A 15,030-nucleotide genomic window follows, 5' to 3' on the forward strand; every position below is an offset into this window, starting at 1 on the left:
CCGGTGTTATATCACAGCGCCTCATTTTTTCGCCGCCCCCATGGAGACCTGCCATGACCTCGAATACACATTTGCCGCCCTGTTCCATTCTGCTCCTGGCAGGTGGTCGTGGCCAACGCATGGGCGGTCAGGACAAAGGGCTGCTGGAATGGCACGGCGAGCCATTGATTGCCCACTTGCACCGCAAGACCCGTTCACTGAGCGATGACCTGATCATCTCCTGCAACAGAAACCTGGAAAAGTACGCGCCCTACGCCGACCAGCTGGTTCATGATGATGAAGGCGACTTTCCTGGCCCCCTGGCCGGTATTCGCGCAGGCCTGAAGGCCGCCCGCCATGCGCATTTGCTGGTGCTGCCTTGTGACGTACCACGTATAGACGCCGCGCTGCTCAATAGCATGCGCGACTCCGCCAGCCAGCACCCGGACCAACCGCTGATGCTTCGCCATGGCGAACACTGGGAACCTCTGCTGTGCATCATCCCCGTGGCGCTCTCGGCCGATATCGAAAGCGCCTGGAACGACGGTGAACGCAGCCCGGGTCGCCTCATGCGCAAACTGGGCGCTACGGCCCTGCAATGCCCCGACAATGATCCACGCCTGGCCAACCTCAACACACCCGAACTGTTAAGTGCCCACAACTCTGTGTCAGACTGACAGGAGAAGGAACTTGCACGCGCTGTACACGTCTCAAGCTCAGTAACCAAAAGAATTCATATTCGGAGACACACTCATGACTCAACGGACCCTCGCCACTTTCATGCTCGCACTGGGCCTCGCTACCCTCGCCGGTTGCGCATCGCCAACAGTGATCACCTTGAATGACGGTCGAGAAATCCAGGCTGTCGACGCGCCAAAGTTCGATAAGGATTCCGGTTTCTACGAATTCGAACAACTGGATGGCAAGCAGACCCGCATCAACAAGGATCAGGTTCGTACCGTTAAAGAGCTGTAATTTTTGCGGTGATAACCGGATATGGAAAAGCCCGCTTTATGCGGGCTTTTTCGTGGCTGAAGATCAGCAAATTCGCTGAACCTCGTGATTACCACTGCAGGGTGATGTTGCTTTCGAATGTTCTCTCCTGGCCGGTTACCGGGTCCACAAACCGCAGCCCCTGAGCGAGCAGTTTCAAAGGATTGGCATAGTCATCCTCAACATCCTTGAGTACCTGCGGATAAAACGGGTCGTTGCAGATGCTGGCGCCCAAGGCTGTCATGTGCACCCGCAACTGATGCTTCTTGCCCGTCACCGGGTAAAGCGCATAACGCCAGAGATCACCGTTCTTCTCCCTGACTTCGACAGCCGTCTCGGTATTGCTGACGCCCGGACCTTCCTGCATGCGGAAGAAAGGCTCACCATCGATGAGCCGACTCTTATGGACCAATGGAAAAGAGCGTTCAGGCAACGCTCGCGCTATTGCCTCGTAGCGCTTTTCGATCTGCCGTGTAGGAAACAACGACTGATAGGCAGAACGGCTCTGAGGGTTGGCGGAAAACAGCACCAGCCCCGCTGTGTGCCGGTCAATGCGATGCAAAGGCACCAGATGCGGGTTATCGAGTCGACGGATAAGCCGTCGCAACAGGGTCTGCTCCACGTATTCACCCGCGGGAGTCACTGGCAGAAAATGTGGCTTGTCCGCCACGACCAGATGCTCATCCGCGTACAGAATCGACTCGACCACCGGGATCGGCTTTTCGTCCGGCACCTCACGGAAATAATGAATCCGCAAGCCTTCCTTGTAAGGCAGATCAAGGGCGATCGGCATGCCGTGACCGTCGAGGACACGACCGCGAGCGATTCTGTCCAGCCATTGCTCACGACCGATGGCGCTGAAGTGTTCGCACAGACAATCAAGCACGGTCTGCCACGGACCAGGCGGCAAGTAGAGCGTGCTGGCCTGGTTGTGTGCAGCAGAAAAAGATGAAGTGGACATACGAAAGTTCTAACCCTCAATACAGGGCGGCATTATCCAGCAGCGGTGGGAACGAACCTAGAAGAGAATCCTCAAGCCGGTATCTGCTTGCGCGCTGCCGCTTCGGTGAACTCCTTGAGCCAGCGCAGCACATCAACCGCCTCCCATCGACCAGGGTCATAAAGCGCATACAACAAACCCTGATAGCCCACGACATCCAACTGCCTGTGATAGCCCGCGCGCTGGAACAAGGCTTCGATTTCGGCGAAACAGGTATTGAAGTGCAGTTTATTGAAGGGGGTTTTCCCTTCTGTCACCAGGCCATCCAGACGCAATTCGAGGACAGCCTCGCGCACCACGTCCGCCGACATCCGGTTCACGCTGTTCTTCAATTGTTCGACATTGACCACAATTCATCCCTCTCACGCCCGGACCGCCTGCCCAAACCCGAAAACCAGGGGTGCAAGGCAGGTATCACGAATAACTGTATACGCATACAGTATCCGATCAGTACCGGTAAAGCCAAGGGGATCCATCGCAAAGTTCGACAGGCGGGAACACCGCCACCGCAACAACCGCTTAACCCAGGAACGCCACTACCTGATCGGCACTGAACGGCCAGCCCAGCTCAGCACCCGTATCGACCCGTCGTAATACCGGAATACGCAGACTGTAAGCTTCGAACCATGTTTCGTCGTCCGCGATATCCACCAGTTCCACCAGCAGACCGCGCTCGACAAATTCCATCAGCATGGCTTCGGCCACTTCACAGAGATGACACCCAAGGGTGCCGAACAGCTGACATTCAGGAAGCATGAGCGCTCAACCGAAAAAATTAAGTCATCATTCTAGGCCAGCCCCGAAAAGCCGTCGAGCCATTGAATGCTCTACCCTTGGGCCATAACGGCAACAGATCACGGCAAGACGCTGACGCACATCAGGCGTCTTCAATACCCATTGCGCGATGCTCACGGATTATTTGCCTCTACGCTTGAATTGTTAGCGCTCATCACCGGAGTTTTTCGTGTTCGCCAACCTGTTGATCATCTTCGCCTCCTCCCTGTTGGTGATTGCGCTGTTCCAGCGCCTGCGATTGCCACCGGTGCTGGGTTACCTGTGCGTGGGACTGATGATCGGGCCGACAGCATTCAACTGGGTGAATGAAAGCGCAGAGCTGCCGGACCTCGCCGAGTTGGGCGTGGTGTTCCTGTTGTTCTCCCTCGGGCTGGAGTTCTCCCTGTCGAAAATGCTCGTGTTGCGCCGAGTGGTGTTCGGGCTTGGCAGTCTGCAGGTGCTGTGTTCCGGGATGCTGCTAGGTGGGTTGCTGATGCTGCTCGGCATGCCGATCACGCCCGCGCTGTTACTCGGCGCCGGCCTGTCGCTGTCTTCCACGGCCATTGTCAGTAAAGAGCTGAGCAGTCTCGGCGAGATTTTCAGCAGTCACGGCCGGAATGCCATTGCCGTGTTGCTGTTCCAGGACGTCGTGGCGGTATTGCTGCTGACCCTGGTGCCGGTGTTCGCTGGCAGCAGCGACCAGGCCTGGTATTGGGCGCTGCCACTGACGCTGGGTAAAACCGTCGTATTGTTCGTCGGCCTGCTGCTGGCCAGTCGCTGGTTGCTGCCGCGGCTGTTCCATGAAGTGGCGGCTGCCCGTTCCCCGGAACTGTTCGTGCTACTGGCGCTAGTCATTGTTCTGCTGACGGCGTGGCTGACGCACCTGCTCGGTCTCTCCCCTGCCCTGGGTGCGTTTCTCGCCGGCATGCTGCTGGGGGAAAGCCATTACCGGCACCAGATCGAGGCCGACATCCGCCCGTTCCGCGACATCCTGCTCGGGCTGTTCTTCGTCAGTATCGGCATGCTGATCGACTTGCAGTTGTTCGCCAGCCACGGCCTGCTGATTCTCGGCCTGACCCTGGGGTTGTTGCTGCTCAAGGGCAGTGTCGTTGCGCTGCTGGTCAAATGGCGTGGCAGCGATGGCGAAACCGCCTGGCGCAGCGGCCTGGCATTGGCCCAGGGCGGCGAGTTCTGCTTTGCGCTGATGGCACAGATGCAGCAGAACAAACTGATGCCCGCGGACTTTGGCGGTCTGATGCTGGCGGCGACCTTCTGTTCGATGCTGGCCACGCCGTTGCTGCTGCGCGCCGCGCCCCACGTCGCCACGCGTCTGCACCGCAAGCCCAATGAAGAAGCGAAACTCGAGGAAATCAGCGCACTCAACGCCGACTTGCATAACCATGTAGTGATCTGTGGCTATGGTCGTGTAGGTCAGTCAATCGGACGCGCACTACGCAATGCGCAGCAACCCTATATCGCACTGGATACTGATCCGGTGCGTGTCCACGAAGCCGCCGTTGGTGAAACCTGTGTGCATTATGGCGACTCACGCCGCGGTGAACTGCTGGTCGCGATAGGGCTGGAGCGCGCCAGGCTGCTGGTGATCGCCGTGGATCAGACCGACATCGCTTTGCTGATCCTCAAGGAAGCGCGGCGACTCAACGCGACAGTGCCTATTCTGGTGCGCACACGCGACGACAGCCAGCTGGCCGAGTTGAAGGCAGCCGGCGCCAGCGAAGTCGTGCCCGAACTGCTGGAGTCGAGCCTGATGCTCGCCTCCCACGCGCTGATCATGCTGGGATTACCCGCGCATCAGGTACAGGAGCGGGCCGACCAGATTCGGCACGACCGCTATCGTCTGCTGCACGGTTTCTATCCTGGCGCTGACGACGAAGAGAACTAGTCCTGGCTCACAGCGCCAATCTTGTGCACCGACAAGTCAGCGCCGTAATACTCTTCTTCCTGACTCAGGCGCAAGCCATGGAACGCCTTGATCGCGCCATACACGGCAAAGCCACCAGCCAGCGCCACAACCACCCCCAACGCAGTGCCGATCAACTGGCTGATCAGACTTACGCCGCCCAGCCCACCCAACGCGCTTTGGCCGAAAATGCCGCAGGCGATTCCGCCCCAGACGCCACACAAACCATGCAACGGCCAAACCCCCAACACATCGTCGATGCGCCATTTGACTTGAGCCGCGGTGAAGCACCAGACAAACAGTGCGCCGGCGATGACGCCAGTGATCAGCGCGCCCACCGGATGCATCAGATCGGAACCGGCGCAGATCGCCACCAGCCCGGCCAGCGGGCCGTTATGCAGAAAGCCCGGGTCATTGCGCCCGACGATCAGCGCCGCCACGGTACCGCCGACCATGGCCATCAGCGAGTTCACCGCCACCAGTCCGCTGACACCTTGCAGGGTTTGCGCGCTCATCACGTTGAAACCGAACCAGCCAACGATCAGGATCCACGACCCCAACGCCAGAAAGGGAATGCTCGAGGGCGCGAACGCCACCAGTCGCCCTTCGCGATAACGACCATTGCGCGGCCCGAGCAACAACACCGCCGCCAGAGCCAGCCAACCACCCATGGCGTGGACCACCACCGAGCCGGCGAAATCATGGAAGCTGGCGCCAAAGTGCTCCAGCAACCACGCTTGCAGGCCAAAGTTGCCGTTCCAGATCATGCCCTCGAAGAACGGATAGATGAACGCCACGATCAGCGCCGTCGCGCACAACTGCGGGACAAACCGGGCACGCTCGGCGATGCCGCCGGAAATGATCGCGGGTATCGCCGCAGCAAACGTCAGCAGGAAGAAAAACTTCACCAGCCCATAGCCATGATCAGCATTGATCACAGCCGCCGGTTGCATGAAAGTCACTCCATAGGAAATCCAATAGCCTATAAAGAAGTAGGCCAGGGTCGAAATGGCGAAGTCGCTGAGGATCTTCGACAAGGCATTGACCTGGTTCTTTTGTCGAACCGTGCCGACTTCAAGAAAGGCGAAACCGGCGTGCATCGCCAGCACCATGACCGCGCCGATCAGAATGAACAACGTATTGGAGCTATGGACCAGACTGTCCACAGCGCTTTGCAGATTTTCCATGGGGTTGGCAGACCTGAAGGCTAAAAAAGCACCAAAGCAGTTCGCGCAGACAATTCATGCACCAATTTGCGACTTGCCGGGATCAGCAGATTGATCTCGATGAGCCGCTTTGGCGCACAAGGTTGGAACCTTTGCGCGAGTTTTCATTATTTGAGATAAGGTTTTGCTCGAATCCTGCCCAGCAACAGCGCAACGGTCGCAGACAGACGCACCACGACGTAGCAAAAGTTGTACCAGTCATTTGTACTGAACCTTCGCGCAAGGCTCATACTCGAACGATTCAGAAGCCACTTACGGAGATCCACCCATGGCCAGTATCAAGGCAAAGACTGCTCAAGAAATCCTGATGAACGATTTTCAGACCCTGGTCAGCGACACCGAACGCTTGCTGGAACACACCGCAACGTTGGCCGGCGATCAGGCTGATGAGTTGCGCGAGCAAATTCACGACAGTCTGCTGCGTGCGCGCGAAACCTTGAAATTGACCGAAGACTCCCTGCGCGAACGCAGCAAGGCCGCCGTTACCGCCACCGAAGACTATGTCCAGGCCAACCCATGGCAATCGGTCGGGATCGCGGCCGGCGTGGGTTTCCTTATTGGCTTGCTGGCCACTCGGCGCTGATATGGCGATCGGCGAATCCGGCTCGTCCGCGACGGGCCCAAGCTCCTCACCGCGGCGCCTGGGCGCTGCGTTTCTTGGACTGTTGCACAGCCATGTCGAACTGTTCGGCATCGAATTGCAGGAACAAAAAGCCCGCACGGTAAGCCTGTTGTTGTTCGCAGGCCTGGCGCTGGTGTTTGCCTTGCTGTTACTGGTGGGGTTGTCGACGCTGGTGTTGATCCTGTTTTGGGACACCTATCGCCTGGCGGCCATCATCGGGCTCTGTGTTTTCTACACACTTGCGGCCATTTTCTGTGCGATGCGCTTGAGAGCGGCGATTTTCGATGAGTCCTCGCCCTTCCACGGCACCCTGGAAGAGTTGGCCAACGACCGGGAGCGCCTGCTGCCATGAGCCTGCCTGAACTGCCTCACAACAGCTCGCGCACAGAAATGCGCAAAGCACTGATCCGCCTGCGCATGGAAATGCATCGTCAGGAAATCCGCCACGAATCCGCGCAACTGTTGCAGCCCTTGCAGCGTGTGCGCGGGATGACGCAAAACCTGCAGGATGGCTTCGGCATCAAGCACGCCCCACTCTGGGGCGTGGCAGCCGTCACCTTGCTGGGTTTTCTGACCGGTAAGGGCGCCAAGAGCGGTGGCGTCAGCAGCCTGACTCGACTGGTTCGTCTGGGCGCCACGCTGGGGCCATTGATCAAGCTGGTCATGCAAGGCTCTTCACGTAATCACTAAGGCCGTTATCTGGCTGCATTCTTGCAACATCGGGATTGAACCTCTTTATCGAGAGGTTCAATCCTGCGTGCCTACCCGGTGAACAGGTTTTATCCAATAACAAGACCTGACCAAGGAGGCCTCGTGATCGACGGGCAACCGCTCGCCTGTTTTCAACCATTCATCGATACCGCCACCGGCCGTATCGCTGGCGTCGAAGCACTGGGAAGATTGCGCCAGGCCGACGGTCAACTGACCTCGGTGGGGCCGCTGTTCGCGGACCCGCGAACGCCCGCCATCGCGCTGCGTCATCTGGATCGCCAGATCCGCGATAACGCGCTGAGCCGTCTACATGAAGCGCCCTCGGACTGGTTTCTGAGCCTGAACATATCGCCACGCTGGATCAACCGCTTGCGGCCGGGCCAGGCTCTACCGAGCCTCAAGCAATTGATCAGGCACAACGTCGACCCGCAACGCATTGTCTTCGAGATCACCGAATTGGGAGGCGATATTCAGCGCCTGACTGAAGTCGTGGCGCGCTACCGACAGGCCGGAGCGCGGATCGCCATCGATGATTTCGGTGCCGGATATTCTCAGCTTGATCGCGTGCTTGCGCTGCAACCGGACATTCTCAAACTCGATATGCGCCTGTTCCAGGCCGCTGCGTTGGGTGGACCGAGTAGCGACGTGGTCAAGGCTCTGGCGCAAATGGCGGAGAAAACCGGTTGCTGGATCATCGCCGAAGGGGTGGAAACCGAAGCTCAACTGAATTTTGCCCTGGAGTGTGGTTCGCGCTACGTTCAGGGCTTTCTGTTCGCCCGGGCCCAAGTCGATTTCTTTGCCACGGACGCCTTCGTCGGACGCTTCGCGCAACTGCGTCAGCGCTATGTTCAGCAGAAGCTGGAGGAGCGCGGTCGCCTGATGATCATGCGCCAGCAACTCAGCGAGCTGATGACGATCCTGCAAGCATGGGCTCAGGCCCGCGCGCCGCTCAGCGCCTTGCCACAACTGGATGCATTTCCCTGGCTGCTGCGCTTCTACCAATGCGACCGTCACGGCACGCAGCTGACGCCCAACCTTGAATGGCGCAACAACGGCTGGGAAGCCGACAATCGCTACCTGGGCCACAACTGGTCATGGCGCCCCTACTTCTATCACCTGCTGGCAGAGGGTTGGGATGAGCGCAGGTTGACGCTCTCCAATACTTACCGCGATGCCACCAGCAACCAGTACTGCCTCACCGCCGGGCAATTTTTCGACCATGGCGAGCGACTGCTGCTCATCGATATCGACGCCGCCGGGCTGTAGTTCCGCTTGCAGGTCCGGACGCGAACCCGGAAGCTTAAGCAATCAAACACCTGACGGAGAGAACCCGCCTTGGATTGGCAAACCCTGCTTACCCGCGAACGCCTCGGAAAGCCTCTGCACAGCCCGGAAGAACTCGGCCGCAGCCCTTTTCATAAAGACCACGACCGGATCATTTTCTCGGGAGCGTTTCGCCGCCTCGGTCGCAAGACCCAGGTCCATCCGGTCACCAGCAACGATCATATCCACACGCGCCTGACCCACTCGCTGGAAGTCAGCTGCGTCGGCCGTTCGCTGGGCATGCGCGTCGGCGAAACCATCCGCAGCGCCCTGCCTGACTGGTGCGAGCCCAGCGACCTGGGGATGGTGGTGCAATCGGCTTGCCTGGCCCATGACATCGGCAATCCGCCCTTCGGCCACTCCGGCGAAGACGCGATTCGCCACTGGTTCCAGCAAGCCGCCGGCCGTGGCTGGCTGGATGCAATGAGCGAAGTCGAACGCAATGACTTCCTCAATTTCGAAGGCAATGCCCAAGGCTTCCGCGTACTCACCCAGCTGGAGTATCACCAGTTCGACGGCGGCACCCGGCTCACCTACGCCACGCTGGGTACTTATCTGAAGTACCCATGGACGGCAAAACACGCGGATTCTCTGGGCTACAAAAAACACAAGTTCGGCTGCTATCAGAGCGAATTGCCGCTTCTGGAACAAATCGCCCATAAACTCGGCCTGCCGCAACTCGAGGAACAGCGTTGGGCGCGCCATCCGCTGGTGTATCTGATGGAGGCTGCCGATGACATCTGTTACGCGCTGATCGATCTGGAAGACGGTCTGGAAATGGAGTTGCTGGATTACGCCGAAGTCGAGTCCCTGTTGCTGGACCTTGTGGGTGACGATCTGCCGGAAACCTATCGCCAGCTCGGTCCACTGGATTCGCGCCGGCGCAAACTGGCTATCCTGCGAGGCAAAGCCATTGAACACCTGACCAACGCCGCAGCCCGGGCCTTTGTCGAGCAACAGGACGCGTTGCTGGCCGGCACGCTGCCCGGTGATCTGGTGGAGCACATGCACGGCCCTGCAAAGCGTTGCGTATTGAATGCCAAGGACATGGCGCGGAAAAAAATCTTCCAGGACAAGCGCAAGACCCTGCATGAAATCGGCGCGTACACCACGCTGGAAATCCTGCTCAACGCCTTCTGCGGCGCGGCACTGGAACAGCACAACGGTCGAACGCCGTCCTTCAAGAGTCGCCGAGTCCTCGACCTGTTGGGCAACAATGCGCCCGATCCTCACGGGTCATTGCACGCCTCGTTTCTACGGATGATTGACTTCATCGCCGGCATGACCGACAGCTATGCAAGCGAAATGGCGCTGGAGATGACCGGTCGTTCGAGCCACTGATGAGACCTGGGGTGATCAGCCATTACGCCGCCTGCAATGGTTGATTGACCTCTCAAACCCCAAGTGCACTCAACGTTCACCGAATCCCCCTACAACATGCGCTGAGCTAACTGATCGATTATTCGGTAACCTCGCGAAATAATCTCGCTTCCTTCAGTTCGACAGAAGAAGCGTGAATACTCCTATGTTCAAAGACGATCTGCGCATCTTGCTGGTGGAAGATCATCCCTTCCAACTCCGGGCGACTCAATACCTGCTTGAGAGTTACGGTTTCACCCAACTGACCACAACAGACAGTGCCGATGGCGCCTTGAAACAAATGCTAAAGGCTGTGCAACCATTTGATATTCTTTTGTGCGATCAATGTCTGCCCGACCTCTGCGGGCTTGATCTGGTCGAATTCGCCAGCCACCGGGGGATGATTAGACAAGCAATACTGTTAAGCAGCCTGACATCCGCTGAACTGGATGAACTTGAAAAAAAGGCCAACGAACACGGACTGCCATTATTGGGATACTTGATCAAACCGCTGAAACAATCCGAATTTAGAAACTTGTTGACCTTGGCCTCATTGTAAAAAACCGAATAACAAACACACTAAAAATTTAGCCCGAACACAACTCAAAACTTACAATTAAATACTTCCAGCCTCTCGACTAACTATCAACAGCCTTTACCCTTCTTCATAAAAAACCTAGTTGATACGTAGTCCCATTCTTCTTCAGCTGTAGGATTGTTCCTATATTGCCGCTGCAGGTCCGTCAGCTCATGCGTCACCTCAACTATCTGAGCTAAGGTGCGCGCTTTATTTGAGCGCGTATGGGATTTGATTATGAACTCCGTTTTTATTGTCGACTTTCATCCGGTTATCCGCCTTGCCGTCAGAATGTTGCTTGAACATGAAGGTTACAAAGTCGTCGGCGAAACTGATAATGGGGTCGACGCCATGCAGATGGTTCGCGAATGCATGCCTGATCTGGTCATTCTCGACATCAGCATTCCCAAACTGGATGGGCTGGAAGTTCTCGCCCGTTTCAACGCAATGAGTACCCGCCTGAAAACATTAGTGTTAACAGCACAGTGCCCGACACTTTTCGGTATTCGCTGCATGCAATCCGGCGCATCGGGATATGTGTGTAAACAGGAAGATCTGAGTGAACTGGTCAGCGCTATAAAGGCCGTATTGTCAGGTTACAACTATTTCCCAAGTCAGGCCTTGAATCCTGTTCGCTGTGATGACGAGCGATTCGCCGACCTGGAACTGTTCAAGTCGGTCAATGACCGGGAACTGATGGTATTGCAACTCTTTGCCCAAGGCCGCACCAACAAGGAAATTGCCAAAGGTATGTTTCTGAGCAACAAGACTGTCAGCACTTATAAAAAACGCCTCATGCAGAAACTCAAAGCCAAATCCCTGGTTGAACTCATCGATATGGCAAAACGTAACGCGTTAGTGTGAGAAACAGGATGCCCAGTCGTATAAAGGATTATCTGACACTCATGGCCGCAGGTTTATGCCTGATCGCCTCAGTGGCCGCTGCGCAGACCGTCAGCGAGAACTACACCCTGATGAGTCGCTCGATGGCCGGACACCAGGAAGTCCAACTGGATAAATCGCAACGACAATGGATTGAGAATAAACGCGAACTGATCCTTGGCACGTCCGCCCCGGACTACCCCCCTTTCGACCTGACCATCAGTGGTCACGACTACGAAGGTTTTACCGCCGATTACGCAGGTATCCTTGGCAAAACCACCGGTTTGCCAATCAAGGTTCTGCGCTTTGCGTCCCGGGAGGCCGCGATCGAGGCACTCGAAAGCGGCGAGATCGATTTGCTGGGTACCGCCAATGGATTCGAAGCTCACAACGCTGACATCGTACTTTCCACCCCTTACGCCGTAGACCAGCCGGTTCTGGTGACACGCGAAGGTGAAACCAGATCCTTGACCGATGGCCTGGCCGGTCTGCGGCTGAGCATGGTGTATCACTATTTGCCGCTGGAGGAGGTCAAGGCAATGTATCCGGGGGCGATCATCACGTCCTTTCCGTCCTACCAGAATGCGATCAATGCCGTTGCCTTCGACCAGGCTGACGTTTTTCTGGGTGACACCATTTCTACCCATTACATGATCAACAAGGGGTATCTGAACAACATCCGCATGGCCAACTTCGGCAAACACGAAGCACACGGTTTCAGCTTTGCCGTGCACAAGGACAACCCGCAACTGCTCGGGATCATCAACGCAATGCTCATGGCCATCCCCTCCAGCGAACGAGACAACATTGCCAAGCGCTGGAGTGCCGGCAGTGACATGCTGCTCACCGATCAAAAACTGCAGTTCACCGACAACGAGGAGCGCTGGCTGGCGCAACATCCGGTAGTGCGTGTGGTAGTCAATGAGGCTTTTGCGCCGCTGACATTTTTCGACAGTGATGGCAACTTTCGTGGGGTTACCGCGGACTTGCTCGAGCTGATCAGATTGCGCACCGGTTTGCGCTTCGACGTCCGTCGCAGCCGCAGTGATGACGAGATGATCGAGCAGATCAGGGACAACAAGGCCGACTTGATCGCCGCCCTGCTCCCCAGCGCCCAACGTGAAATGACGCTGAACTTCACCCGCCCCTATCTGCAAAACTCCTTTGTCCTGTTGACTCGCAAAGCCGCCGACAGCCCGACAAGCCTTGCGCAGTTGCAGGACAAACGCCTGGCAATCGCCCAAGGCAATCCCCTGGTGGATTACCTGCGCAGCGAGTTCCCGCGGATCAGGCTGATTGAAACCCCGGACACGTTCAGCGCCGTGGAGTTGCTGGCCGAGGGCAAGGCAGAAGGTGCGGTGAATTCACTGGTGATTGCCAACTACTTCATCTCATCGCAGCTCTTCGAGCACACCCTTCAAATCAGTACCACCATCGGTACCCAACAGGCCGCGTTCTCCCTGGCCACAGGCCGGGATGCCAAAGAACTGAACGCCATCCTCAACAAGGCACTGTTGAGCATTGCGCCGGAAGAACTGGGCATCATCAACAGCCGCTGGCGCGGCTATTCAGCGTCCTCGCAAAGTACCTGGCGCAACTATCACCGACTGTTCTACCAAATCGTTATCGGTGCCGGGGTGCTGCTGCTGATTTCCGTTGCCTGGAACGCTTACATGCGTCGCCAGATAAAGCAGCGTCAGGCAGCCGAGCGTGCATTGAACGATCAACTCGAATTCATGCGATCACTGGTCAACGGGACACCTCATCCCATCTACGTCCGCGATCGCCAGGGACTGCTGCAAAGCTGCAACGACAGTTACCTGGAAGCCTTCTGCGCGAGACGTGAAGACGTCATCGGCAAAGGCGTCATGCAAGCCAACATGAGCAATGCGTTCGAAGCCCGGGAATATCAGGCCGATTACCAGCGCGTCGTAGCCGAGGGTATACCGCTGATTCTCGATCGCGCGCTGCACATCGGCGACCGCAGGCTGACGATTTACCACTGGATTCTTCCCTACCGTGATTCGAGCGGTGAAGTGCAAGGCATCATCGGCGGCTGGATCGACATCAGCGAACGGCGGCAACTGTTCGATGATCTGCGCTATGCCAAAGAGCGTGCCGATGAAGCCAACCGAGCCAAAACCACTTTTCTGGCGACCATGAGCCATGAGATCCGCACCCCGATGAATGCGGTCATCGGCATGCTCGAACTGACGCTCAAGCGCATCGATCATAAGCACCCGGATCGCCCGGCGATCAATGTGGCATACAACTCGGCGAAGGACCTGCTGGAGCTGATCGGGGACATTCTCGACATTGCCCGGATTGAATCCGGACGGCTGAGCCTGAGCCCTGAACGGGTCAATCCAAGTGAAATCGTGGCCTCGGTGGTGCGGGTCTTCGATGGACTGGCGCGCCAGAAAAGTCTCCGGCTGCTGCTGGAATTCCGCCCTGCCAATCCGGGGTTTGATGTCCTGTTGGATCCGATGCGCTTCAAACAGGTGCTGTCCAACCTGGTGAGCAACGCCATAAAGTTTACGGAGTGCGGCCAAATCAGGATCATCGTCGATCTGCACCCGACCGCCGAACCTGAACGGGTCCGGATGCAGTTGCAGGTTCACGACAGCGGCATAGGGATCAGTGAACAGGATCAGCGACAGTTGTTCGAACCTTTTGCTCAGGCCGATCACTCCGGGCAGTCCGCCAGAGGCGGTGCGGGGCTTGGGCTGGTGATCAGCCGCAGCCTGTGCGAAATGATGGGTGGCAGCCTGCAATTGAGCAGCCAGCCGGGTGTCGGCACTCAAGTCGAGGTGTCGTTGCACCTGGCAACACTGCCACTCGAACGGGTGGCAGAGAGCGCTGAAGCCAACATCTCCACCACGACTATCTCCTTGAACATTCTGGTGGTCGACGATCACCCCGCCAATCGCTTGCTCATGTGCCAGCAACTGGAGTTTCTGGGCCACCGATTCAGCGTCGCGCCGGATGGCCAGGCGGGATTTCAGGCATGGGAAGCCGAGCCGTTCGATCTGGTGATTGTCGATTGCAACATGCCGATCATGAACGGATACGAGCTGGCCCGCGCCATTCGCCGACATGAACAAGAAACGCACCGCCCGCCCTGTACCGTGCTGGGTTTTACCGCCAACGCACAACCGGAAGAAATACAACGCTGCAAACAAGCCGGGATGGACGACTGCCTGTTCAAGCCCCTGACCCTGACAGCCTTGAGTCAGTGGTTTGAAGGTATCAGGCCAACCGTCCGCGATCCCGCGTTCAGCCTGCAAGGCCTGCGTCTTTTGACCGGCGGAGATCCGGTATTGGACCAGCGACTGTTGACCGAACTGTTGAACAGCAACCGTCTGGACCGACAAGAACTGCTGGCGCTGTCCCCCTCCAAAGAACCTCAGCCATTTCTCGACGTCGCCCACAAAATCAAGGGCGCCGCCCGAATCGTCCAGGCGTCCCGGGTGATCGACAGCTGCGAGGCGCTGGAAAAGGCCTGCCATGAGGCATTCCATCGTAACGAAGTGGCCGATTGCAGCAAGGCTATAGAGCGCGCCATGCTCGAATTGGAGCAAGCATTGCAGCAACAGATCGGCCAAAACGACAAAAGCAGAATGACAGAGCCTTAACTATGCTTGGACGCTGAGCAGTGCGTTA

15 protein-coding genes are annotated in these 15,030 nt (G+C 57.4%); 11 read left to right on the forward strand and 4 right to left on the reverse strand.

Annotation, left to right across the window (positions count from 1 at the left end):
- The first annotated feature begins 53 nt into the window (after nt 1-53).
- Both mobA and FQ187_RS09350 read left to right on the forward strand, forming a co-directional pair.
- Entirely contained in the window at nt 54-656 is a 603-nt protein-coding gene (gene mobA, locus FQ187_RS09345; RefSeq protein WP_149629240.1) for a molybdenum cofactor guanylyltransferase MobA, read from the forward strand.
- 76 nt (nt 657-732) lie between these two features.
- Complete coding sequence (locus tag FQ187_RS09350) at nt 733-954, forward strand: YgdI/YgdR family lipoprotein (RefSeq protein ID WP_033059146.1); 222 nt, start codon at nt 733-735, stop codon at nt 952-954.
- An 88-nt stretch (nt 955-1,042) separates the two neighbouring features.
- Here the strand turns inward: FQ187_RS09350 and FQ187_RS09355 are convergent, their stop codons facing one another.
- From FQ187_RS09355 to FQ187_RS09365, 3 genes are all read right to left on the reverse strand, one after another.
- A complete protein-coding gene (locus FQ187_RS09355; RefSeq protein ID WP_149629241.1) occupies nt 1,043-1,933 on the reverse strand; it encodes a pseudouridine synthase in 891 nt (296 codons plus the stop codon).
- A gap of 71 nt (nt 1,934-2,004) precedes the next feature.
- Nucleotides 2,005-2,322, reverse strand: coding sequence for a transcriptional regulator (locus FQ187_RS09360; protein ID WP_149629242.1), 318 nt, complete (start codon nt 2,320-2,322; stop codon nt 2,005-2,007).
- 169 nt (nt 2,323-2,491) lie between these two features.
- Entirely contained in the window at nt 2,492-2,728 is a 237-nt protein-coding gene (locus FQ187_RS09365) for a glutaredoxin family protein (protein ID WP_149629243.1), read from the reverse strand.
- A 208-nt stretch (nt 2,729-2,936) separates the two neighbouring features.
- Here FQ187_RS09365 and FQ187_RS09370 point away from each other — a divergent pair, with 208 nt between their 5' ends.
- Complete coding sequence (locus FQ187_RS09370) at nt 2,937-4,649, forward strand: monovalent cation:proton antiporter-2 (CPA2) family protein (RefSeq protein WP_149629244.1); 1,713 nt, start codon at nt 2,937-2,939, stop codon at nt 4,647-4,649.
- Here the strand turns inward: FQ187_RS09370 and FQ187_RS09375 are convergent.
- The gene (locus FQ187_RS09375; protein ID WP_134419154.1) at nt 4,646-5,854 is read right to left on the reverse strand and encodes an ammonium transporter; all 1,209 of its coding nucleotides are present in this window, start codon (nt 5,852-5,854) and stop codon (nt 4,646-4,648) included. The genes FQ187_RS09370 and FQ187_RS09375 overlap by 4 nt on opposite strands.
- Nucleotides 5,855-6,161: 307 nt before the next feature.
- On the opposite strand from FQ187_RS09375, the gene FQ187_RS09380 reads away from it, so the two are divergent.
- From FQ187_RS09380 to FQ187_RS09415, 8 genes are all read left to right on the forward strand, one after another.
- Nucleotides 6,162-6,476 (forward strand): YqjD family protein, encoded by a 315-nt coding sequence (locus FQ187_RS09380; RefSeq protein ID WP_017340000.1) that lies wholly within the window; start codon nt 6,162-6,164, stop codon nt 6,474-6,476.
- 1 nt (nt 6,477) lies between these two features.
- The gene (locus FQ187_RS09385) at nt 6,478-6,867 is read left to right on the forward strand and encodes a phage holin family protein (RefSeq protein ID WP_008145878.1); all 390 of its coding nucleotides are present in this window, start codon (nt 6,478-6,480) and stop codon (nt 6,865-6,867) included.
- Entirely contained in the window at nt 6,864-7,205 is a 342-nt protein-coding gene (locus tag FQ187_RS09390; protein WP_046054409.1) for a hypothetical protein, read from the forward strand. The genes FQ187_RS09385 and FQ187_RS09390 overlap by 4 nt, the downstream gene beginning before the upstream one ends.
- A 123-nt stretch (nt 7,206-7,328) precedes the next feature.
- Entirely contained in the window at nt 7,329-8,492 is a 1,164-nt protein-coding gene (locus FQ187_RS09395; protein WP_149629245.1) for an EAL domain-containing protein, read from the forward strand.
- 69 nt (nt 8,493-8,561) lie between these two features.
- Nucleotides 8,562-9,890 carry a deoxyguanosinetriphosphate triphosphohydrolase gene (locus tag FQ187_RS09400; RefSeq protein ID WP_149629246.1) on the forward strand — a complete coding sequence of 443 codons (1,329 nt, stop codon included), beginning with the start codon at nt 8,562-8,564 and terminating at the stop codon, nt 9,888-9,890.
- 184 nt (nt 9,891-10,074) lie between these two features.
- The gene (locus tag FQ187_RS09405; RefSeq protein WP_149629247.1) at nt 10,075-10,467 is read left to right on the forward strand and encodes a response regulator; all 393 of its coding nucleotides are present in this window, start codon (nt 10,075-10,077) and stop codon (nt 10,465-10,467) included.
- A gap of 255 nt (nt 10,468-10,722) precedes the next feature.
- Nucleotides 10,723-11,349 carry a response regulator transcription factor gene (locus FQ187_RS09410; RefSeq protein ID WP_149629248.1) on the forward strand — a complete coding sequence of 209 codons (627 nt, stop codon included), beginning with the start codon at nt 10,723-10,725 and terminating at the stop codon, nt 11,347-11,349.
- Nucleotides 11,350-11,357: 8 nt separating this feature from the next.
- A complete protein-coding gene (locus tag FQ187_RS09415) occupies nt 11,358-15,002 on the forward strand; it encodes a transporter substrate-binding domain-containing protein (protein WP_149629249.1) in 3,645 nt (1,214 codons plus the stop codon).
- Nucleotides 15,003-15,030: the final 28 nt, after the last annotated feature.

Source organism: Pseudomonas sp. ANT_J28 (assembly GCF_008370005.1).
GTDB classification, from domain to species: Bacteria; Pseudomonadota; Gammaproteobacteria; order Pseudomonadales; family Pseudomonadaceae; genus Aquipseudomonas; species Aquipseudomonas frigoris.